Raw genomic sequence first — 20,169 nt, 5'->3', positions numbered from 1 at the left:
CCCCGATTCCGCGTCTTGCCATTAGGAGGGCCCATGCCCCAAGTCGTTTGCCTTACCCCGATTCGCATCGACTCTCTAAGGTCCGTACTGGAATTTGCTGTGCCAATGGCACTCTACAGACAAATCTACTCTGTTTCGACAAAGTCCCCACTTTGCCGATTGTTCTGTCTTTAGCGCACATATGTGCGAGCAAATAGGCTTTGCGCTGTGCTCGGTTCCCTAGACGGTCGGCCTTTGGTATTGGCCAATGCTCCCGTCGGTTGAACTATCAAGCAGCGTTTCAGTTTAAGCTGATTAGCGCCGGCCCCCCGAAAGTGACGATGTGAATCGCACTTACGAAACTAGCAATTTCGGCTGTGTACGAGCAATAGATCTTCGATCTTGACTCTGCAAAAGCTGAAAAAGAATCTCTTGGGGGTTTTCTAAAGCGCAATAAAAAAAGGCGCCCTCGTATAGAGGACGCCTTAAATCTGTAAGTCTCAGAGTGACTTAGCCCAGTGCTTTTACACGAGCTGCCAAGCGAGAGATTTTGCGAGATGCTGTGTTTTTGTGGAAAACACCTTTAGTAACGCCGCGCATTACTTCTGGTTGAGCAGCTTTCAAAGCCGCTGTTGCTGCCGCTTGGTCGCCAGAAGCAATGGCTTCTTCGGTGATGCGCAGGAATGTGCGGATGCGAGAGCGACGTGCTTTGTTTACAGCAAAACGTGCTTCATTCTGACGGGCGCGTTTTTTAGCTTGTGGTGAGTTTGCCATGAATCTCAGACCTTTATTTCAGTGTTCGTTGCGATGCGGTTGCGTGCACACTCCTAAAACGAGTCCGCCCGATCTCTCGGGACGATTCTTGCCTAGGCGGGCATCACGCGCATGTATGACGGCGCTCTATAATGCGTTTTTTGTATAAAGGGAATAGCAAAATGCAGGATGTTCCACGTCGTGTTGTTTGGATCAATCCAACCGAATCGCGACGCATTTTTGCAACAACCCAATGCGCAGGAAAAAGGCCGCCGAAAAACGGCGGCCTTAGAAAATTGTCATGGGCTTTACTTGTCGCGAAATTGCGCTTCGCGTTTTTCCTGAAAAGCAGCCATGCCTTCTTTCTGGTCTTCTGTCGCAAACAACGAATGAAACAAGCGGCGTTCAAACAGAATACCCTCACTCATGGTTGTCTCATAAGCCCGGTTCACGGCTTCTTTGGCTGCCAAGCTTGCAATGATCGACTTTTCCGCAATCTTTTGTGCGGCACCCATCGCCTCGTCCATCAGCTTTTTGGCTGGAACAACACGAGACACCAAACCAGAGCGCTCAGCCTCTGCGGCATCCATAAAGCGGCCTGTCAGGTGCATATCCATTGATTTGGATTTGCCAACAAACCGCGTCAGGCGCTGGGTGCCACCGATACCGGCAATTACACCCAAGTTGATTTCTGGCTGGCCAAACTTTGCAGTCTCGGACGCAATGAGAAAATCACACATCATCGCCAGTTCGCAGCCGCCGCCAAGAGCATAGCCTGAAACGGCGCCAATGATCGGTTTGCGGGTGTTTGCAACCGCGTCGCCTTCGCGCGCAAAGAAATTGGACAGATACATATCAACGAATGTTTTTTCAGACATTTCCTTGATGTCTGCGCCAGCGGCAAATGCCTTTTCTGACCCTGTCAGAACGATGCAGCGCACTTTGTCGTTTGCATCAGCCTCTTCCAAGGCCGTTGCCAGTTCCCCAAGCAACTGAGAGTTCAACGCATTCAATGCGTCTGGGCGGTTAAGCTTGATCAGTGCTACGTGATCTTCCACTTCGACGATGATCGTCTCAAAGGCCATGGATTTGCTTTCTGTTGTTCCGGTCAGAACGATTCCTTACCACTTGCACATGGTTGATCAAGTTATCTTTGGCATTGCGCACAATAGAAAGTGGAACGACCCGACTGGGTGATTCGTGTAATTTGCCCATCACAATCATCGGTGTGACAGGGGGCACCCTCACGGCCATAGACATCAAAGGAGTGTTGAAAATATCCAAGTTCTCCATGCGTTTGGCGGAAATCCTTGAGCGAGGAACCCCCCGCAGAAATCGCATCTTCGAGCACCGTTCGGATGATTGGAATCAGCGATGAAATCTCGGTATTTGAGAGATTGTTGACGTGGCGTTTGGGCGCGATTTTTGCGCGGTAAAGTGCCTCGCACACATAGATATTGCCCAAACCCGCAACAATCTTCTGATCTAAGAGCGCTGATTTGACCGGTGTTTTGCGTCCACTAAGCCGGGCAATCAGGTAGTCCTCGTGGAAATCATTGCCCAAAGGTTCCGGCCCAATACTGGCCAGTAAAGGGTGTTCAGGTGCCGAAGCCGTGTCCAGCAAATCCATTGCACCGAAGCGGCGCGGGTCGTTAAACGTGATGCGCGCGCCGTTTCCCATATGCAAAACCACATGATCGTGTTTCTCGGGGGCCGGATGGTCATGCGCAAATTGCCCAAGTGGGTCGCCAGACACCAGCATCCGGCCCGACATGCCCAAATGGATCAGTAAGGTTTCCCCGGTCGAGAGGTCCGCGAGAATATACTTTGAGCGGCGTCGCAGTTGCTTAACTGTCGCGCCCGTTAGCCTTTGTGCCATGCGTTCCGGAAAGGGCCAACGCAGATCGGGCCGGTTTATGTCGGCCTGTTTGATCGTCGCATTTTCCATAGCAGGCACCAGACCGCGTCGTACGGTTTCGACCTCTGGTAATTCGGGCATGGCGCGCCTTTCTTGTTGTGCGAGACTGGGTCTGGATAGCCTGTTTTTAAGGCCAAAGGTAGGGGGTGGGCCCTGCGGTCTAATCAGCGCATTGTGCGGCTTTGAAACGCTCTATATGTAGGGCACGACATTACGAGTGGCAGTGACATGACCCAACAAGACCAAAACACCACACATTTCGGATTTGAAACCGTTCCAGAGTCCGAAAAGGCCGGGCGCGTGCAGGGGGTGTTTAACTCTGTTGCCAGCAAATATGACGTGATGAACGACGTCATGAGCATGGGCATTCACCGGGTTTGGAAAGAAGCCATGATGGATTGGCTGGCACCACGTAAGGGACAGAAGCTGCTGGATGTTGCGGGCGGCACGGGGGACGTGTCGTTCAAGTTCTTGGGCCGCGCTGGTGAAGGCCATGCCACAGTCTGTGATCTGACCGAACCGATGCTGGTGGCCGGGCGTCAGCGAGCCCAAGCAGAACAACTGGCCGACAGTTTGGATTGGGTTGTTGGCGACGCAATGGCGCTGCCGTTTGAAGACAGCACCTTTGATGTTTATACAATTTCTTTTGGCATCCGTAACGTGACACGCCCACAGGAAGCCTTGAACGAAGCCTATAGGGTGTTGAAACCCGGTGGCCGTTTGATGGTGCTAGAATTTAGCCAATTGCCAAACCCAGCTATGCAATGGGCCTATGATCGCTATTCCTTTAATGTGATTCCTGAAATGGGAAAACTGATCGCCAACGACCGCGACAGCTATCAATACCTTGTTGAATCTATTCGTAAATTTCCAGACCAAGAGACCTTTTTAGATATGGTAAAAACCGCTGGATTTGAAAATGCGAAGTACCGAAATCTGAGCATGGGCATCGCCGCCCTACATTCTGGGTGGAAAATCTAATATGCGCGGACCCCACAATATCTGGCGCTTGATCCGCACGGGTGCAACACTTGAACGCACCGGCGCGATGAGCGTCGTTCTAGAGGCCTTTGAAGCCCCCAAAGCCCTGCGCATTGTTGCCCGAGGTTTGGTTTTCCCGTTCCGTTGGATTGGTATCAAGGGCGACGTTAGCCAGCCACCGGTCGTGCGCGCGCTAACCGCCCTGGGACCGGCCTATATCAAATTTGGCCAGGTGCTTTCGACCCGGCCTGACGTGGTGGGCAATGAATTGGCGACGCAATTGCGCGTGCTGCAAGACCGCCTGCCTCCCTTTAGTGTTGCAGAAGCCAAGGCGGCTGTGGCCGCGGAACGCGGCACAGACGCTGACGAAATCTTCTCTGAGTTTTCGGAACCGGTTGCAGCAGCTTCCATCGCTCAGGTGCACAAGGCGCGACTGGTCGACAGCGGCGAAGTTGTGGCCGTCAAGGTGCTGCGCCCCGGTATCGAACGCGCCTTTCGTAAGGATGTGGATGCGTTCTACTTTGCGGCGGATTTCATCGAATTCGTTGCCCCGTTTTCGCGCCGCTTGCGGCCGCGCGCAGTGATCGAACATTTTGACGGAGTGGTAACTGGTGAGCTGGATCTGCGCTTGGAAAGCAGTTCTGCCAGTGAGTTTTCTGCCAATACTGCGGCAGACGCCGGCTTTCAGGTGCCGGCTGTAAACTGGGAACATTCAGGGCGTCGTGTTATGACGATGGACTGGGCTGAGGGCGTTTCTTTAGGGGATAACGCGGCATTGGACGCGGCCGGCCACGATCGTCATGCGCTTGGCAGCCGAGTGCTGGAACTGTTTTTAAGCCACGCGTTGCGGGATGGGTTTTTTCACGCTGATATGCATCAGGGCAACCTGAAAGTGGCCGCCAATGGCGATATCATCGCCTATGATTTTGGGATCATGGGCCATATCGACGAATATACCCGCCGGGTATATGCGGAAATCCTCTATGGGTTTATCCAACGCGATTACCAGCGTGTGGCCGAAGTGCATTTTGAAGCTGGCTATGTGCCTGCTGATCAAGATGTCGATGAATTTGCCCGAGCGCTTCGGGCCGTCGGCGAACCGATATTCGGCATGGACGCCAGCAAGCTTTCAATGGGTCGGCTGCTAAACTATCTGTTTGAAGTGACTGAACGGTTTGGCATGGAAACCCGTACCGAACTTATTTTGTTGCAGCGCACCATGGTTGTGGTCGAAGGCGTGGCGCGGTCCTTGGACAATTCCCTAAATATCTGGGATGTCGCTAAGCCGGTTGTCGGCGGCTATATTAAAGAGTCGATTGGTCCAAAGGCCGCGGCACGCGATCTGTTGAAAACCGCAAAAGTACTGGCGCGGTTTGGGCCACGTCTTCCCGGGCTTGTGGAAGCAGCGCTTATCAAACAGGTCACACCGCAAGACACAGCAAAGAAACGCGCCTGGCCACTGGTGACACTGGCTGGATTGGGCGGTGTTATGATCGGGGCTGCAGGGGCTTGCGCGATCTTCTGGTTGATTTAAGCAAGGCGGCGGGTCTGCTGTTGCATTACCTGCTAGGCCATGATCCCGCCGGTAGCCGAAGGCTGGGGTAGCTGGGTCGGTCGAATGCCTCTGGCAGGGGTATTTAGGTCAAGAACAACATGGTCGGTCAACGAAAAGCCCCAGCGTTGGCCAGGGCTTTGTAGATCGTAGCGGACTTGCTTAGTCAATCAGGCCTGCGTGGCGCATGGCGGCATCAAGTTGGGCTTTGGTTTCATCCAGCAGCCCCGTCAGCGGCGAGCGCACTTCTTCGGAGCACAGGCCGAGTTTGGCCATTGCATATTTTGCACCCACCAGGCCGGGTTCGACAAAGATGGCTTCGTGCAAAGGGAACAGGCGATCCTGTAGCTCAAGCGCTTTGGAGTAGTCGCCCGCCAATGTGGCGGCCTGAAATGCAGCACAAAGGCGGGGCGCGACATTGGCTGTTACTGAAATACAGCCTTGGCCGCCATGAGCATTAAACGCCAATGCTGTGCCATCTTCGCCAGACAGCTGGACAAAATCTGTGCCGCAGGTCAGGCGTTGCTGGCTGACACGATTGATATCGCCAGTGGCGTCTTTGACCCCAACAATGCGCGGCAGTTCTGCCAGCTTGCCCATGGTTTCCGGTGTCATATCGACAACTGAACGACCGGGGATGTTATAGATGATGATGGGTAAATTGCAGCAGTCATGGAGCGCGGTGAAATGCGCGATCAGGCCACGTTGCGTTGGCTTGTTATAATATGGCGTCACCACAAGCCCCGCGTCAGCACCGGCTTTTTCGGCGAACTGCATCAGGCGCATGGCCTCTAGCGTATTGTTGCTGCCGGCTCCTGCGATCACAGGCACCCGTCCTGCGGCGGCGCGCACAACTTCTTGGATCACTGTTTCATGTTCTTCATGCGTCAGTGTCGGAGATTCGCCGGTGGTGCCAACCGGCACAAATCCATTGGTGCCTTCGCCAATATGCCATTCGACCAGCTTCTTAAGCGTTTCCAAATCCAGCTCGCCGTTCGTAAACGGCGTGACGAGTGCGGGAAAAGACCCTTTGAGCATGACACGCTCCTTTGTTTTTGCGTAGCTGGGCGAAACGCCCGATGATAGATCGCGCGGACACTAGCGATATGTCGCCAGTTTGCCAAGTTTGTGATTGGCGCTTTTTACTGCACGGACTAATGTTTGGTTCGTATCCAGTGTCACCTAGGAAAATGCAAGACATGATAAGGCTAATTTGGGCGGTACTGTTGACGGTGTTTTTGGCAGATGCGGCGGTGGCGCAGGCAAGCCAGCGTTTGGCGGCCGCGATGGAAGCAGTGCGCCAGAAAGACTGGGTTGCGGCAGCACGGGCTGTCCAGCGTGAAAATGATGTGCTGCGCGATTTGGTCGAGTGGCACCGCTTACGCGCAGGCGAAGGGAGTGCAGGCGAGGCCGCGGCGTTTCTTGCCCGTCGCGGGGATTGGCCCGGTCTGCCCTATTTGCGCAAACAGTCAGAGCCGTCTTTTCAGAATGCCAGTGCCGACCGTGTGATTGCCTTCTTTGATACGCCGGGCACGCAGACGGCAAGGGGCGCATTAGCCTATGCACAGGCGTTGCGCTCCAAGGGGCGGCGCGGAGATGCAGAGGCCGAGATTGTCAAAGCTTGGCTAAGCTTTCCAATGGGGTCAGAAACCCATGATGCCTTTTTGAAAGATCATGGGCGATTGCTTAAGAAACACCATGCGGCAAGATTGGACCATGCCCTGTGGCAGGGCTGGGAAAGTGACGCCAAGCGGCTTTATCCATTGGTGAGCGATGGGCGGCAAAAACTGGCGCAAGCACGCTTGGCGTTGCGGTTTGATCGTCAAGGGGTTGATAGCTATATCGCGGCGGTCCCCGGACGGCTTGCCAAAGATCCAGGGTTGGCATTTGAGCGGTTTCAATGGCGCGCGCGCAAGGGGCGCAATGCCAGCGCGATAGAATTGTTACTGGCCCAAAGCAGCGCAAATCGACTGGGGGATGCGGCCAAATGGGCCGGGTGGCGGCGCGCACTGGCCCGCAGCGAAATGCGTGCGGGACGTCATAGCATGGCGTATCGCGTTGCATCAGCCCACGGTCTGTCAGACGGCAGCAGTTATGCTGATCTAGAGTGGTTGTCAGGCTATCTGGCGCTGCGGTTTTTGAACAAACCCGGCGTGGCACTGCAGCATTTTGTGCGCTTTGAGCAAGCGGTCGCAACCCCAATATCTTATGGTCGTGCCGGGTATTGGATTGGCCGCGCTTACGAGGCGATGGGCGAGCGTGACGCGGCCTTGAGGGCCTATGCGGGTGGAGGCGCACATCAAACCTCTTTTTATGGTTTGCTGGCTGCCGAAAAAGCCGGGCTGCCAATAGAGCCGGGGCTTTCTGGCAATTCAAAGGTCACACCTTGGCGCGGGGCTCCTTACACACGCACATCCGTGCATCAGGCCGCCGTTGTTTTGCTCAATGCGGGCGAACTATCTTTGGCGGAACGGTTTTGGACACACCTGGCGGAAAGTCAGGACTCAGCTACAATGGCACAAATGGGCCAAATGGCGATTGAAATCAACGAACCGCATATCGCGGTGATGTTGGGCAAGCGATTTGTACAATATGACACAACGGTGGTCGCGCCTTATTATGCCTTGCATCCCTTGGCCAAACGCAACTTGCCTGTACCTGCTGAAATGGCACTGGCCATTGCGCGACGCGAAAGCGAGTTTGATCCCAAGGTGGTATCTGGTGCAAATGCGCAGGGCTTGATGCAAATCTTGCCCGGCACGGCCAAGCAAGTTGCGGGTGCCTTAGGCGTGCCCTATTCCAAATCACGTTTGTTGTCTGATCCAGATTATAATGTGACGCTTGGGACCGCCTATTTGGCGGGTCTGGCTGATGAATTTGAAGGCAACGTGATCATGGTGGCTGCGGGGTATAACGCTGGACCTAGCCGTCCAACGCGCTGGATGAAAACCAATGGCGATCCGAGACGCCGGGGCGGGATGGATATTATTGATTGGATCGAACACATTCCGTTTAATGAAACCCGCAATTATGTGATGCGCGTCGCAGAAAGCCTTCCAGTGTATAGGGCGCGATTGGGTAAGATCCCACTGCCTGTCCCCTTTAGCAAAGAACTGGTTGGTGCGACTTTGTTACAGCGCTAGACCAACGTCTGAAGTAGCACAAAACAGCCAGAAACTAGCAAGAGGCACAAAATCCAAATTCGGAAACTATTTTCTGATACCCGCGCATAGGCTTTGACACCAAACCAAGCGGCGATCACCGTCAGGGGCACCGCAAAAAGGGCCAGCTTCAAGACTTCGGCTGTTATCACGCCGAAAATGGCCATGGAAAGTGCTGAAAGCGCCAGAATGCACAAGTTAAAAGGCTGATAACGTGCGCGTTGCTCGCTTGCGGGCAGGGCCTGCAATTGCAGCCATACGATTGGCACAGGGCCCGCCAGACCTGCGATGCCGCCAAGAATGCCGCCAATAAACCCAATGGCGCGGTCAAGCGCCAAGGGCTGGGGGCCAATCGTGATGCGGAACTTTTCACCCAGCATTTGCCACAAGGCATAGCTGACCAAAAACAGCCCAATGCCCAACTTGATCACCCAAGGCGATAATACAAACAAAACCAATGTGCCAATCGGCACCCCAATGATTCCACCTGAAATCAGAGGTAAAGCTCGCTTGAAAGTCAGTTGTCTTTTCAGGCGGGCCAGTCCGACGATTTGGCCAGCAACCGCTGCCAGAATGACCAGTGGCGGCACAAGATGTGCTGGCAACACCGCAAACCAGAACGCCGAGGCAAACAAAGCCGTGCCAAATCCAGCAAAACCGCTGACAAACCCCGACACCAAAGCCCCGGTTCCAAGCGCAACCAACGTGTAAATATCCACTGTATTGGCTTCCCCGCTATGGCCCCTGATGATGCTCGCGCCAAAGCGTAAACACCCCAGCACACACCACAATGCTCGCACCCATCGCTACGTTGATACGCAATGTTTCTGCAAAAAAAGCTATACCCAAGATTACGGCAAAGGGCAGCTGTAAAAACGCAAAGGGCTGAACGACGCTTGCTTCTGCATATTCATAGGTTTTGATCAGCAGCCAGTGCCCGACCAACGCGCCACAGCTCAGGATAAGCATCCAAACCAAATCTGTTCCGACAATAGGTTGCCAATAAAACAGTCCGATCACGGTCATGACCACACAACCGCTGACCCCGGTATAGAAAAAACTTGTGGCCGTTGAGTCCTTGATCGCCACATAGCGCGTCATCAGGTGATAAGCCGCAAACATCGCAGCCCCCAATAGGGGCACCGCTGCGGCGGGTGCAAATACCCCATTACCTGGGCGCAGTATCACCAGGACTCCGACAGCCCCCAATCCAATGGCAAACCAGCGCCTGATCCCAACCGTCTCACCCAATACAGGGCCTGAAAGGGCCGCAATCATCAGCGGAAAACAGGCGAAAATGGCGTGGGTTTCCGTTAACCCCAATAGCGTGAACGCTGCGACTGTCACGCAGATCTCCAGTGCTAAAATCAGGCCCCGGATAATTTGCAGATAGGGATGCTTGGTGCGCACCGCCTGTCCAAGCCCCCCATTGCGCATGGCCATCAGAATAACAAATGCCGCAAAAAACCAATATCGGATCATCACCACGACAAAGACATTGTAGTTTTCTGCAAGATGCCGCGAAAGCCCGTCCTGCAACGCAAAGACGAGGGACGTCAGGCACATCAACAGGATGCCAAGCCGATTGTTTGACTTGGCCATATTTAGGTCTTTAACGCCGTTGTCATATGACGTTTGCGGCCAAAACCAGATAGACGGGTCACATCAAATCCGGCGGCTTGCAAATTTCTGCGTACAAACCCGGCAGCAGTATAGGTGGCGGCGGTACCCCCAGCTGTCGTGTGCCGCCCAACCTCTGCCATCAATTTCTCGTCCCAAAGCTCAGGGTTCTTTGCGGGGGAAAACCCATCTAGAAACCAGGCGTCCGCCTGCCAGCTTTCGCGTGGCAACGTCTGTCTGGCGTCACCCAAAATCACCTTGGCCTCTACGCCTTTCAATGTCGCAAGTGTTTTGTCTTGGGCCCAAGCGGCACAGAGCCGCTCTGCAAAAGCACCGACCTCGGGAAAAGACGTCAAAGCCCGCGCCATGTCTTCGGCCTCCATCGGAAAAGCTTCGAAACTGGTAAACTTCAAAGGCGTGGTTTGCCCAGACGCCTCCCAAGCACGCCAGGCAGCCAAAAAGTTCAACCCCGTGCCAAAACCCAACTCGGCAATATGGAACCCTGGCGTGAACCGCGCTGGCAGATTATTGCCGGACAAAAAGACATGACGGGTTTCATTCAGGCCATGGTCCAAGCTGAAATATGGGTCGTCGAAATGGGTCGAGACGGGAATCTTTTCGTCGCGCCATTCCAGTTTTGCTGACTGGTCGCTCATGCGGGAATGCCTTAGAGAATATGGAACGCGTAACTGTGGGCAATGACAGGTGATTTGGCAATGGTGGATGTAACCGTGATGGGGGCAGGGGCCTTTGGGCTTTCAGTGGCTTGGGCCTGCATTCAACGTGGGGCCAAGGTACAGGTCATTGATCCCAATGGTGTAGCCGCGGGCGCATCTGGCGGCATAGTTGGCGCGCTCGCACCGCATACGCCTGAAAACTGGAACGACAAGAAAGCCTTTCAGTTTGAAAGCCTGATTATGGCACGGCAATTTTGGCCCAAAGTGGAAAGTGTCGGTGGTAAGGCTTCAGGATATGGCAGCACGGGGCGCCTGCAGCCCATTGTTGACACGCGTGCGCTGGAATTGGCACACAGGCGGTCTGAAAACGCTCTGACGCTTTGGCAAGGCAAGGCCACGTGGCAAGTGTTGCCTGCCAATTCGGCAGATACATGGTCACCGCAATCAGTCACAGGTTTCCTGATCAAAGACAGTCTAAGTGCCAGAATCCACCCGCGTATGGCCTGCGAAGCATTAGCCGCCGCTATTTTGGCCAAAGGCGGGCGTATATCCACAGATGCCCAGCCCAAGGGGGCTGTTGTCTGGGCGACAGGATGGCAGGGTTTGACTGAGCTTTCCACAGAGCTTGGACGGCCCATCGGCAATGGCGTAAAGGGTCAGGCGATCTTGCTTAAGTACAACCAGTCTTTGATGCCACAGCTCTTTGCAGACAGTGTTCACATGGTGCCGCACATTGATGGCACAGTTGCGATCGGCTCGACCAGCGAACGTGAATTTGACGACCCAACAAGCACGGATGCGCAAATCGATCTGGTACTTGCCCGCGCCATCGAGGCCGTGCCAAGCCTTGCAAAGGCCCCGATATTGCGCCGCTGGGCGGGCGTAAGACCGCGGGCAAAATCTCGGGCACCCATGCTTGGTGCACACCCGACTCGCCCAAAGGACTATATCGCTAACGGCGGCTTTAAAATTGGCTTTGGCATGGCCCCCAAAGTGGGTGAAGTCATGGCGGACCTTATCCTAGAAAACCGGGACACAATTCCCGAACCGTTCAAACCTTCTGCGTCGCTCTAGTGCAGGTCCACACCATCCTAACGCCCGCGGTTAAGGTCAGTCTGCAAAGCCTCCATCAGTCGTTGCACTGCGACCTGATACCGCTCTGAGATCAACCGCCCCTCTGCGTCAAATGCGTCAGCGCTGCTTGAAACGGCCACTTCCGCAGCCGGAACAATACGTGCTTTGAACGGGGTCATACAGGTGCGCAACATGGTTTGAGCGCGAATGCCGCCAGCCCGTCCCGCCGCCGCACTCATGACCGCAACAGGTTTGCCGTCCCAAGGTTTGAGTTTGCTGCGGCTGACCCAATCCAAAGTATTTTTCAAAACACCTGTGATGCCCGAGTTGTACTCTGGGGTTGAAATCAATACCGCATCAGCCTCGGAAATTTGTTGCACCAGTTTTTGCACCGCCAATGGCAACCCGTTTTGCACTTCATCGTCCCCGTCATACAGCGGGATATTCAGGTCAGCCTGCACATAGTCCGCATCGCCAAACAAACGCGCAGCCTCGCGCACAAGCTTGGTATTTGTGGCGTCTTTGCGCAGAGATCCCGAAATGCCAAGCAATTGCAATGTCATAGTGTTCCCTTTAAATCCCTGTTTGCTCAATCCAGAGCCTACGGAAAAACACGCCATAAACAACTTTGATTGCCGCTCATTGGCGCACAGGGTCTGTGCAACCATTGTTCGATCGCCAAACACCTCGTCTGCAATCCTCAAAAAAACCCCGGCACAATTGCACCGGGGTGTCTTAAGTCAATAGATTGCACGGTTGCCGCTATCAGGCGTTGGGTAAAATCACAATTTCAACCCGGCGATTCTGAGCACGACCCTCGGGGGTCAGGTTTGTGGCAAGCGGCTGGTCTTCTCCGCGACCGCTGGTCTGAACACGGGCAAACGGCACACCCGCCTCAAGCAACACATCCGCCACAGCTTCGGCGCGGCGTTGGCTTAGCCCCTGATTGTAGCCCGCATCGCCGACATTGTCGGTGTGGCCTAGAATTTGAATGGTTGAATTTGGATAGGCGCTGAGATTGCCCGCGATGGTACGCAGATCCCGTTGCAAATCAGAACGCACTGCACTGCTGTCAGTTGCAAACAGGATGTCCTGCGGCAGAGTGACAATCAAACGATCACCGGTGTTGGTGATCTGAACATTGTCATTGTTCAGATCGCGCCTCAGATCGGCCTCTTGTTTATCAAGCTCGTTGCCCACCAATGCGCCGATACCAGCGCCGATGGCCGCGCCACGCACCGCCCCTTTGCCTTTGTTGTCGGCGGTCAGGGCACCAAAGATACCCCCCAAAGCCGCGCCAACAGCGGCTCCGTTTTTGGTTTTTGTGCGGTCGATGCCCGCATAATTTGGATCAGTACAGGCGCTAAGCAACAGCGTTGCACCAAGGGTCAGGCCAATGGCCAATTTTGCTCGGATCATATTTGCCTCATTTATGCAGGTCCGTATGCCGGACATGTAAGCTCTGAAGCAAACCTGCGCCTTAGATATGTAAGTCACAAGGGGGAAATCGGCGAGGAATTGCCCATTTTCCTAGGAAAACCGACATTTCAGGCCTCCGCACGGGCTGTTTCATAGGCCAGCATGGCGCGTTTCACCGGCAAACCCCAATGATATCCGCCCAAGCCCCCTGACTTGCGTAGGGCACGATGGCAAGGGATCAGCCAACTGATCGGGTTTCGCCCGACGGCTGTGCCCACGGCGCGCACCGCCTTTGGGTTGGCGATCGCTGCTGCAATTTCCGAATAGGTGGTCACCTGTCCCGAGGGCACGGACAGCAAAGCTTCCCAGACCTTGATTTGCATCGGGCTGCCAATCAAATGCAGCGAAAGGGATTGATCGGTGCGCTTGTCTGCAAAGGCTGCTTGTCCCCACGGCGCTACGCGCGCGCTATCTTCGATGAACCGCGCCATTGGCCAACGCGATTGTAAGTCTTCCAAGGTCTGATCAGCGCCGGTTTCAGCGGCAAAGCCGACCCCACAAATGCCTTTTTGGGTCCCCATTACAATTGCTGGCCCAAACGGCGAGTCAACCCAACTCCAATAGATGTCCAGCCCTCTCCCGTTTCGGGCATACTCACCGGGGCTCATCGCCTCCCAGCGCAAGAATAAATCGTGCAAGCGCCCACTTCCCGAGAGCCCCAGCTCATGCGCTGTATCCAAAGTGGTGTGCTGCGCACGCAGCAACGCCTTTGCATGCCCTAAAGTTAGGTATTGCTGGAACCGCTTTGGAGAAACGCCCGCCCACCGAGAGAACAAGCGCTGAAAATGTGCTGGACTCATGCCCATGGCTTTCGCCAGGTCATCCAGCGACAAATTCTCGTTGCTGTCATCAATCAATTCGATGGCGCGGCGCATAACGCCATAATGATAACTTTGGTCCATATCGCTCATTGCGTCGCCTCCATGCAAAATACCCTAGGGACCAAAATGTCCCAGCGCGACCCGAAACCTGCTGTTTTGCAGACCAAAGATTGATCTTCTGCTACGACACATTTATGGCGACTTCTGTTGTCACCAACCGTCCGGAAGCGATATGGCAAAGCAGCTTGATTATCACACGATCCGCGAGATTTTCACCCGTTTTCACGCGGCAGAGCCAGAACCCAAAGGGGAACTGGACCATGTAAACGCCTTTACGCTTGTCGTGGCCGTGGCCCTGTCTGCCCAAGCCACAGACGTTGGTGTGAACAAAGCCACTAAAGAACTGTTTAAGGTCGCTGACACGCCGCAAAAGATGTTGGATCTCGGCGAAGAGGCTCTGATTGCCCATATTAAGACCATCGGTCTTTATCGCAACAAAGCCAAAAACGTGATGAAGCTCTCCAAAATTTTGGTCGAGCAATATGACAGCATCGTGCCCAATTCTCGCGCTGCCCTTGAAAGCTTGCCTGGCGTAGGCCGCAAAACTGCCAACGTGGTGCTGAACATGTGGTGGCAAACGCCGGCCCAGGCCGTCGACACCCATATTTTTCGCTTTGGCAACCGTTCGGGTGTTTGCCCGGGCAAAGACGTGGTGGCAGTCGAACGGGCCATCGAAGACAATATCCCAGCGGATTTTCAGCTGCACGCCCATCACTGGATGATTTTGCACGGGCGCTATCATTGCAAAGCGCGCAAGCCACTTTGCGGCACCTGCTTGATCCGCGATCTCTGTATGTTTGAGGACAAAAACCTATGACCACCTATCAAGTTGTCGGAATTGGCAATGCAATCGTCGATGTTATCAGCCAGTCAAATGACAGCTTTCTGGACCTGATGGGCATTCAAAAAGGCATCATGCAGCTGATCGAAAAAGAACGTGGCGAATTGCTATATGGCGCGATGACCAACCGGGTGCAGGCCCCGGGAGGGTCTGTGGCAAACACTTTGGCAGGCCTTGGAAATCTGGGTTTGACCACGGCCTTTATCGGCCGCGTGAATGACGACGCGTTGGGCCGGTTTTACGCGCAGGAAATGGTCTCTGGTGGGACCGATTTCCCAAATGCGCCGGTGACAGATGGCGAGTTGCCAACGTCACGTTCGATGATCTTTGTGTCCCCGGATGGCGAGCGTTCGATGAACACCTATCTTGGTATCTCGTCCGAAGTTGGCCCCGATGATGTAGCCGATGACGTGGCCGGACAGGCGATGATCTTGTTTCTGGAAGGCTATTTGTATGACAAGCCCAAAGGTAAAGCCGCCTTTGAGCGCGCCGCGCAATTGACCAAAGCAGGCGGCGGCAAAGCCGGAATTTCATTGTCTGATCCCTTCTGCGTTGACCGGCACCGGGAGGATTTTCAACGACTGGTCGGCGAGCTGGATTATGTGATCGGCAATGAACACGAATGGAAATCGCTTTACGAAACCGATGATCTGGATTTGGCGCTAAGCCAAGCGGCAGAGGCGTCAGGTCTGGTGGTCTGCACCCGGTCTGGTCAGGATGTTTTGCTGATCAAAGGCACAGAGCGCGCGACCGTTGCGGTGACAAAGATTGTCCCGGTCGACGCCACTGGCGCGGGCGACCAATTTGCGGCAGGTTTTCTTTATGGCTATGCCACAGGTCAGGATCTGGCCACCTGCGGACAGATGGGTTGCCTGGCCGCAGCCGAAGTGATTGGCCATTTCGGTGCGCGCCCCGAACATGACCTGAAGGCGCTGTTTCGCAAAAATGGGCTGATGTAGCCAGGCTTTGCGCGCGTGAATTTGGGTATTTGAATCAAGAACAAAGCCAAGGTGCACCTCGCCCTTGCGCCGTTTGAAACTGCATCAATGCTTACGCAAAGGACGGGGCGACTTGTCCTTGAGCGGTCATCGGCTCCCCAGCCTGTACCGCAGAACAATCATTGCTGAATTTGGTTAACAATTTCTTGCCCTTGTTCTTGACCTAAATACCCGGGGGAGAGGCGGTGCTTTGTGGCAGCGCCCCTCAGCGCAGCTCCTTGCGGATCACCAGCTTCAGGCCGGACCAAGTGCTATCAACCGCGCAAACCTTGATATCAACCAGCCCCAACGGCAGGGCGGCCTCGCGGATGACGTCTTCAGTCACAGTTGTGGCAACCTTCGACGACTTTTTAGGCCAGCTTACCCATAGCATTCCGTCACGCGCCATTTGGGCGCGAAAATCTGTGCAATGCTGGCAAAGTTCGGGCCGGGATGTTGTAAAAACATGGCCAATATCACAGCCCTCAAACACCTTAGATCGCCAGATGATGTCAGGCGCGCCTTTTCCCAGCAATTGCTGATAATTGTCAGGCGCTGCAATCAAGGCACCCGACATGCCGGATCTTAGCCCAAGTTTTTGAAACAACTGTCGATCTGAATAGCCAGCCATTTTAGTCCCCTAATTTGGCATGCACCTCATCCAGATCAATGTCTCCGATTGGCAGCTTATTTGACGGATCACCGGCGTCATATTTGAATAGATCAAAATCTCGTTTGTACATTTCATAGACCAAGTGCATTGACAGATCGTCAAAATAGTCTTCGATCGGATGCGCCCGTTTGGGCCCGTGACCTTCGGATTCATTAAAGCGTGGCACATCCGCCAAGGTAATCGGATGCGCGACCTCTATTTGATCCAAAACAGTTCGCATGCCGTCATCAAATTTTTCTGTCCATATGATTTGATCATAACGGCCACCATTCACAATATAGGTGGACACATGTCCCGAACTGGCGGACCAGTGAATGTCCGGGTCCATCGGCCGCCGCCAACGGATGGTGTCCCGCGCAAACAGCAAGAACCGCCGGAAACTTTTGATTTGGTCAAACTCTGCCTGCCCATCATCGCCGCCAACATCAATGCCGTACTTTTGCACCAGCATCGGCACCAGATTTCCGCGATAGCGTCGACCATTGCGTTGAATGCCACAGATCTTGTCAAAGTAAGAACTTAAGATGCGGGTGTATGGATTGCGCACGCAGGTAAAAGCATAGCTGCTGTGATCCTGTACGACCTTGCGGATAGGCTCTTTGCTGTCCTCATGCGCCCATTTGTGCAACCCTGTCTTTGCATCATGGATGTCACCGTCAAAATACGCGCCATGATCAGTGTAATACATGATCTGACCAATGGTGGAACACGCGCATTTTGGAACAACGCGGTACACAACACTCTGACTTTCTGTCATCCAGGTGCCCGGGAATCCCATATTCAATGCCTCCGGTTATTGGCAGCTTAAATTCTTCAAGCCACACTTTTGTATTGGAATTAAAAAACCAAAATTTCGCTGTTTATTCAATCTGTCTTCACCTTTATCAAGTAAACAATCGGGTTAACACAGGGTTACAGTTTCCAGTATGGCAAAGATCGCATACATTCTTTTGTGTCACAAAGACCCGGTGGCGATTGTTCAACAGGCGCAGCAATTGACGGCCAAGGGCGACTGCATGGCCATCCACTTTGATGCCAGCGCTGACCCACAAGATTTCCAAGAGATTCAAGCGGCGCTTGCGGATAACCCCAATGTGACCTTTGCAGATCGGCGCATCAAATGTGGTTGGGGGGAATGGTCTTTGGTTCAGGCCACGCTACATGCGATTTCTGCAGCGCTGCGTGATTTCCCAAAAGCCACACATTTTTACATGTTGTCAGGCGACTGCATGGCGATCAAAACCTCTGAATACGTGCACAATTTTGTGGATGACCACGATTGCGACTTTATCGAAAGCTTTGACTTTTTTGAAAGCAATTGGATCAAAACCGGCATGAAAAAAGAACGGCTGATTTATCGGCATTTCTTTAACGAACGCGAACAGAAACGTCTCTTTTATCATGCTTTTACGCTGCAAAAGCGCCTGGGCCTGACCCGGAAAATACCCAGTGACCTTCAGGTGCAAATTGGCAGCCAATGGTGGTGTTTGCGTCGGCCTACGGTCGAAGCGGTGATGGAATTCATTCAAAAGCGCAAAGATGTCATGCGATTTTTCCGCACCACTTGGATTCCGGATGAAACTTTTTTCCAAACGCTCGTGCGTCATCTGATTCCCGCCGATGAAATCAATTCCCGCAGCCTGACGTTTCTGATGTTCACCGACTACGGCATGCCTTTGGTGTTCTATAATGATCACTATGACTTGCTCTTGAACCAAGATTACCTCTTTGCCCGCAAAATCAGCCCAGATGCGGTCGAGCTGAAAGAACGGCTGGGCAAGCTTTATGCGGCCTCGGGCATTGAGTTTAAAATCTCGGGCGAAGGGCCGAGCCTGTTTAAATTCGTCACCGAACGCGGCCGGGTAGGGCGGCGCTTTGCCAATCGCTTTTGGGAAACCGAGGCCACGCTTGGGCGTGATCGCGAGCTGATGATTCTTGTGTGTAAGAAATGGCATGTGGCCAAACGGCTGCTGGGCAAGATCAAACAAGAAACCAACATCCCGGCCATCGATTACCTATTCCAAGAAGAAGACACCGATCTGCCGGATCTGGGGGGCATTCAGGCCACCATCGAAAAACGCACGCGCCACCGGCGGGCATTGATCCGTATGTTGTTTGATTATTTCCAGACCAATCGTATGATCATTTGCATGGATCCGGGCTCGCTAGATCTTTTGCACGATTTTTACAGTGATCGCTCAACCACCCGGGCGATGGAAATTCAATGCAGCTATTCTGACAGCTATCTAAAGGGGCATGCCAGCCGTATCGGCCTTGCGGGTGAACAGACGCCACAAGATACGTTTAATCGAATCCTGCCCACTATTTTGCGCGACATTGATGACGAAAGCGACGCGATTCGGGATGCAAATTTTGAAAACTACGGCCGCATTCGCGAGGTTGACGAGATTGGTGATTTTCTCCAACCAATTGCGTCTTTCCTCTCCATCCCCGAAGACAAAGCGCTTGCAATCGCCACAACCCCCCACCTTTTTTCCGATTAGACAGCCCAGACGAAACCTGCAGCACGCATTGCCGCATTGCAGGTCTTGCCCCCATCTTCTAGATCACTCATATTGCTCGGCAGATTTGACACCCACCCGACCGCCCAAAAGGACTGTGCCACATGACAATCGACGCGCCAGAAACCAAAATCGTAGACAGTTTTCGCGTTGCCTGTGACGGCGGAGAAGGCGCATTGGGGCATCCTCGCGTCTGGCTTAGCCTGCCACATGACACCGGGGTCGTTGAATGTGGCTATTGTGACTGCAAATTCATTCACAAAGATTACGTCGAAAAAGCCGCTGCCGAATAAGCATTTGTTCTTGAAATAAATACCCAGGGGTGAGCGCTGAAATTGCAGTTGCAGCGCGAGGGGCATCGCCCCTCACTTATCGTGTTGCAAATCGCCTTATAAATGTGTCTGCGCATAATGCCGGTCTGGGGTTTCCAGATGCGGGATGGCGTTGAACTGGGTCAAAAGCGGGCGGTCCAACACCCGGTGCCACCGATGCACCGATGTGTTCATGATCGCAAGACACATGCCGGCCCAGCCCTGCACGGTCAAATCCAGACTGTGGCGCAGGACCGTACTGATCAACCCGCCAGAACTGACAACCAACGCCGGGCCCTGACCGGCTGCAATCTCATCAATGACAGAACGCACGCGTTGGCTAAAGGCATCATGGCGCTCTGGGATATTCTCCAACTCGCCGGCTTCCCAGGCCGCCAATACCTTGGGTATGCTTGCGGCAAAACCTTCCCGGTTTGTTGGCATCGGATGGTTGAATTGCCGCTGCATGGCTTGGGCCAGTGAAAAATACGGAAATTCATTCAAGCGCGCGTCAGTTTGAATCTCGCAATGGGCCGCGGCCCCCATGCTTTCGGCGGTCTCTTGGTGTCGCTGCATCGTGCCGCAATACACCCGCTGATAGCTTTCGCCAGACTGACGTAAGTGCGCCCCCAGCCACCGTGCTTGCTGATGCCCAAGCTCTGACAATTTGTCATAGCTGGCCTCATCCTGCGCCGAGGAATTGGCCTGCCCGTGGCGTATCAAGGTCATATTTGACATATCTGCCCCTCTTGTTGCCACCTGCCTAGGGT

The 20,169-nt window shown here is 53.9% G+C and carries 21 protein-coding genes; 8 read left to right on the top strand and 13 right to left on the bottom strand.

Annotation, left to right across the window (positions count from 1 at the left end):
- Positions 1 to 489: 489 nt before the first annotated feature.
- The 3 genes from rpsT to mutM form a co-directional block, all read right to left on the bottom strand.
- The gene (gene rpsT, locus ABXG94_RS12465; RefSeq protein ID WP_353534625.1) at positions 490 to 753 is read right to left on the bottom strand and encodes a 30S ribosomal protein S20; all 264 of its coding nucleotides are present in this window, start codon (positions 751 to 753) and stop codon (positions 490 to 492) included.
- A 287-nt stretch (positions 754 to 1,040) separates the two neighbouring features.
- Positions 1,041 to 1,817 (bottom strand): acryloyl-CoA hydratase, encoded by a 777-nt coding sequence (gene acuK / locus ABXG94_RS12460; protein ID WP_353534624.1) that lies wholly within the window; start codon positions 1,815 to 1,817, stop codon positions 1,041 to 1,043.
- 62 nt (positions 1,818 to 1,879) lie between these two features.
- Positions 1,880 to 2,731 (bottom strand): bifunctional DNA-formamidopyrimidine glycosylase/DNA-(apurinic or apyrimidinic site) lyase, encoded by an 852-nt coding sequence (gene mutM, locus ABXG94_RS12455; protein ID WP_353534623.1) that lies wholly within the window; start codon positions 2,729 to 2,731, stop codon positions 1,880 to 1,882.
- 147 nt (positions 2,732 to 2,878) lie between these two features.
- Here mutM and ubiE point away from each other — a divergent pair, with 147 nt between their 5' ends.
- Together ubiE and ubiB are read left to right on the top strand one after the other, a co-directional pair.
- Positions 2,879 to 3,631, top strand: a complete 753-nt coding sequence (ubiE, locus tag ABXG94_RS12450) for a bifunctional demethylmenaquinone methyltransferase/2-methoxy-6-polyprenyl-1,4-benzoquinol methylase UbiE (RefSeq protein WP_353534621.1) — start codon at positions 2,879 to 2,881, stop codon at positions 3,629 to 3,631.
- A 1-nt stretch (position 3,632) separates the two neighbouring features.
- Positions 3,633 to 5,165, top strand: coding sequence for a 2-polyprenylphenol 6-hydroxylase (gene ubiB, locus ABXG94_RS12445; RefSeq protein ID WP_353534619.1), 1,533 nt, complete (start codon positions 3,633 to 3,635; stop codon positions 5,163 to 5,165).
- Positions 5,166 to 5,345: 180 nt separating this feature from the next.
- On the opposite strand, the gene dapA is transcribed toward ubiB, so the two are convergent.
- Positions 5,346 to 6,221 (bottom strand): 4-hydroxy-tetrahydrodipicolinate synthase, encoded by an 876-nt coding sequence (dapA, locus tag ABXG94_RS12440; protein ID WP_353534617.1) that lies wholly within the window; start codon positions 6,219 to 6,221, stop codon positions 5,346 to 5,348.
- A gap of 161 nt (positions 6,222 to 6,382) precedes the next feature.
- Between dapA and ABXG94_RS12435 the strand changes: the two genes are divergently transcribed.
- Entirely contained in the window at positions 6,383 to 8,326 is a 1,944-nt protein-coding gene (locus tag ABXG94_RS12435; RefSeq protein WP_353534616.1) for a lytic transglycosylase domain-containing protein, read from the top strand.
- On the opposite strand, the gene ABXG94_RS12430 is transcribed toward ABXG94_RS12435, so the two are convergent.
- The 3 genes from ABXG94_RS12430 to mnmC2 are packed head-to-tail and all read right to left on the bottom strand — an operon-like array spanning position 8,323 to position 10,620.
- Entirely contained in the window at positions 8,323 to 9,063 is a 741-nt protein-coding gene (locus ABXG94_RS12430) for a sulfite exporter TauE/SafE family protein (protein ID WP_353534615.1), read from the bottom strand. The genes ABXG94_RS12435 and ABXG94_RS12430 overlap by 4 nt on opposite strands.
- A 16-nt stretch (positions 9,064 to 9,079) precedes the next feature.
- Positions 9,080 to 9,946 (bottom strand): DMT family transporter, encoded by an 867-nt coding sequence (locus ABXG94_RS12425; protein WP_353534614.1) that lies wholly within the window; start codon positions 9,944 to 9,946, stop codon positions 9,080 to 9,082.
- A 2-nt stretch (positions 9,947 to 9,948) separates the two neighbouring features.
- Positions 9,949 to 10,620 (bottom strand): tRNA (5-methylaminomethyl-2-thiouridine)(34)-methyltransferase MnmC2, encoded by a 672-nt coding sequence (mnmC2, locus tag ABXG94_RS12420; protein WP_353534612.1) that lies wholly within the window; start codon positions 10,618 to 10,620, stop codon positions 9,949 to 9,951.
- A gap of 60 nt (positions 10,621 to 10,680) precedes the next feature.
- Between mnmC2 and ABXG94_RS12415 the strand changes: the two genes are divergently transcribed.
- Positions 10,681 to 11,715 carry an NAD(P)/FAD-dependent oxidoreductase gene (locus ABXG94_RS12415; RefSeq protein ID WP_353534611.1) on the top strand — a complete coding sequence of 345 codons (1,035 nt, stop codon included), beginning with the start codon at positions 10,681 to 10,683 and terminating at the stop codon, positions 11,713 to 11,715.
- 17 nt (positions 11,716 to 11,732) lie between these two features.
- Here the strand turns inward: ABXG94_RS12415 and ABXG94_RS12410 are convergent, their stop codons facing one another.
- From ABXG94_RS12410 to ABXG94_RS12400, 3 genes are all read right to left on the bottom strand, one after another.
- Positions 11,733 to 12,278: an NADPH-dependent FMN reductase gene (locus ABXG94_RS12410; protein WP_353534610.1), complete on the bottom strand. Its 546-nt coding sequence runs from the start codon at positions 12,276 to 12,278 to the stop codon at positions 11,733 to 11,735.
- 202 nt (positions 12,279 to 12,480) lie between these two features.
- Positions 12,481 to 13,134 carry a YiaD family glycine zipper/OmpA-like lipoprotein gene (locus ABXG94_RS12405; protein ID WP_353534608.1) on the bottom strand — a complete coding sequence of 218 codons (654 nt, stop codon included), beginning with the start codon at positions 13,132 to 13,134 and terminating at the stop codon, positions 12,481 to 12,483.
- A gap of 128 nt (positions 13,135 to 13,262) precedes the next feature.
- Positions 13,263 to 14,105, bottom strand: coding sequence for a methylated-DNA--[protein]-cysteine S-methyltransferase (locus ABXG94_RS12400; protein WP_353534606.1), 843 nt, complete (start codon positions 14,103 to 14,105; stop codon positions 13,263 to 13,265).
- A 142-nt stretch (positions 14,106 to 14,247) separates the two neighbouring features.
- Here ABXG94_RS12400 and nth point away from each other — a divergent pair, with 142 nt between their 5' ends.
- Both nth and ABXG94_RS12390 read left to right on the top strand, forming a co-directional pair.
- The gene (gene nth, locus ABXG94_RS12395; RefSeq protein WP_353534604.1) at positions 14,248 to 14,892 is read left to right on the top strand and encodes an endonuclease III; all 645 of its coding nucleotides are present in this window, start codon (positions 14,248 to 14,250) and stop codon (positions 14,890 to 14,892) included.
- Positions 14,889 to 15,875, top strand: a complete 987-nt coding sequence (locus ABXG94_RS12390; RefSeq protein ID WP_353534603.1) for an adenosine kinase — start codon at positions 14,889 to 14,891, stop codon at positions 15,873 to 15,875. The genes nth and ABXG94_RS12390 overlap by 4 nt, the downstream gene beginning before the upstream one ends.
- Positions 15,876 to 16,119: 244 nt before the next feature.
- Here the strand turns inward: ABXG94_RS12390 and ABXG94_RS12385 are convergent, their stop codons facing one another.
- A complete protein-coding gene (locus ABXG94_RS12385; protein WP_353534601.1) occupies positions 16,120 to 16,524 on the bottom strand; it encodes a DUF3052 family protein in 405 nt (134 codons plus the stop codon).
- Between the two features lies 1 nt (position 16,525).
- Positions 16,526 to 17,344: a sulfotransferase family protein gene (locus ABXG94_RS12380; RefSeq protein ID WP_353534599.1), complete on the bottom strand. Its 819-nt coding sequence runs from the start codon at positions 17,342 to 17,344 to the stop codon at positions 16,526 to 16,528.
- Positions 17,345 to 17,492: 148 nt separating this feature from the next.
- Between ABXG94_RS12380 and ABXG94_RS12375 the strand changes: the two genes are divergently transcribed.
- The gene (locus ABXG94_RS12375; protein WP_353534598.1) at positions 17,493 to 19,070 is read left to right on the top strand and encodes a DUF5928 domain-containing protein; all 1,578 of its coding nucleotides are present in this window, start codon (positions 17,493 to 17,495) and stop codon (positions 19,068 to 19,070) included.
- Positions 19,071 to 19,192: 122 nt separating this feature from the next.
- Positions 19,193 to 19,381, top strand: a complete 189-nt coding sequence (locus ABXG94_RS12370; protein WP_353534596.1) for a zinc-finger domain-containing protein — start codon at positions 19,193 to 19,195, stop codon at positions 19,379 to 19,381.
- Positions 19,382 to 19,477: 96 nt separating this feature from the next.
- On the opposite strand, the gene ABXG94_RS12365 is transcribed toward ABXG94_RS12370, so the two are convergent.
- Positions 19,478 to 20,137, bottom strand: coding sequence for a histidine phosphatase family protein (locus ABXG94_RS12365; protein WP_353534594.1), 660 nt, complete (start codon positions 20,135 to 20,137; stop codon positions 19,478 to 19,480).
- Positions 20,138 to 20,169: the final 32 nt, after the last annotated feature.

It is taken from the genome of Cognatishimia sp. WU-CL00825 (genome assembly GCF_040364665.1).
Taxonomy (GTDB): Bacteria; Pseudomonadota; Alphaproteobacteria; order Rhodobacterales; family Rhodobacteraceae; genus Cognatishimia.
This window is presented reverse-complemented; position numbering and strand designations above follow the sequence as displayed.

Excerpts from the sequence above, each read along its gene's own strand:
- ABXG94_RS12410 (WP_353534610.1), bottom strand. The coding sequence starts at position 12,278 with ATGACATTGCAATTGCTTGGCATTTCGGGATCTCTGCGCAAAGACGCC.
- nth (WP_353534604.1), top strand. The coding sequence starts at position 14,248 with ATGGCAAAGCAGCTTGATTATCACACGATCCGCGAGATTTTCACCCGT.
- ABXG94_RS12380 (WP_353534599.1), bottom strand. The coding sequence starts at position 17,344 with ATGGGATTCCCGGGCACCTGGATGACAGAAAGTCAGAGTGTTGTGTAC.
- mnmC2 (WP_353534612.1), bottom strand. The coding sequence starts at position 10,620 with ATGAGCGACCAGTCAGCAAAACTGGAATGGCGCGACGAAAAGATTCCC.
- mutM (WP_353534623.1), bottom strand. The coding sequence starts at position 2,731 with ATGCCCGAATTACCAGAGGTCGAAACCGTACGACGCGGTCTGGTGCCT.
- ABXG94_RS12400 (WP_353534606.1), bottom strand. The coding sequence starts at position 14,105 with ATGAGCGATATGGACCAAAGTTATCATTATGGCGTTATGCGCCGCGCC.
- dapA (WP_353534617.1), bottom strand. The coding sequence starts at position 6,221 with ATGCTCAAAGGGTCTTTTCCCGCACTCGTCACGCCGTTTACGAACGGC.
- ABXG94_RS12385 (WP_353534601.1), bottom strand. The coding sequence starts at position 16,524 with ATGGCTGGCTATTCAGATCGACAGTTGTTTCAAAAACTTGGGCTAAGA.
- ABXG94_RS12365 (WP_353534594.1), bottom strand. The coding sequence starts at position 20,137 with ATGTCAAATATGACCTTGATACGCCACGGGCAGGCCAATTCCTCGGCG.
- ubiE (WP_353534621.1), top strand. The coding sequence starts at position 2,879 with ATGACCCAACAAGACCAAAACACCACACATTTCGGATTTGAAACCGTT.
- ABXG94_RS12370 (WP_353534596.1), top strand. The coding sequence starts at position 19,193 with ATGACAATCGACGCGCCAGAAACCAAAATCGTAGACAGTTTTCGCGTT.
- acuK (WP_353534624.1), bottom strand. The coding sequence starts at position 1,817 with ATGGCCTTTGAGACGATCATCGTCGAAGTGGAAGATCACGTAGCACTG.
- rpsT (WP_353534625.1), bottom strand. The coding sequence starts at position 753 with ATGGCAAACTCACCACAAGCTAAAAAACGCGCCCGTCAGAATGAAGCA.
- ABXG94_RS12415 (WP_353534611.1), top strand. The coding sequence starts at position 10,681 with ATGGTGGATGTAACCGTGATGGGGGCAGGGGCCTTTGGGCTTTCAGTG.
- ABXG94_RS12390 (WP_353534603.1), top strand. The coding sequence starts at position 14,889 with ATGACCACCTATCAAGTTGTCGGAATTGGCAATGCAATCGTCGATGTT.
- ABXG94_RS12425 (WP_353534614.1), bottom strand. The coding sequence starts at position 9,946 with ATGGCCAAGTCAAACAATCGGCTTGGCATCCTGTTGATGTGCCTGACG.
- ABXG94_RS12435 (WP_353534616.1), top strand. The coding sequence starts at position 6,383 with ATGATAAGGCTAATTTGGGCGGTACTGTTGACGGTGTTTTTGGCAGAT.
- ubiB (WP_353534619.1), top strand. The coding sequence starts at position 3,633 with ATGCGCGGACCCCACAATATCTGGCGCTTGATCCGCACGGGTGCAACA.
- ABXG94_RS12375 (WP_353534598.1), top strand. The coding sequence starts at position 17,493 with ATGGCAAAGATCGCATACATTCTTTTGTGTCACAAAGACCCGGTGGCG.
- ABXG94_RS12405 (WP_353534608.1), bottom strand. The coding sequence starts at position 13,134 with ATGATCCGAGCAAAATTGGCCATTGGCCTGACCCTTGGTGCAACGCTG.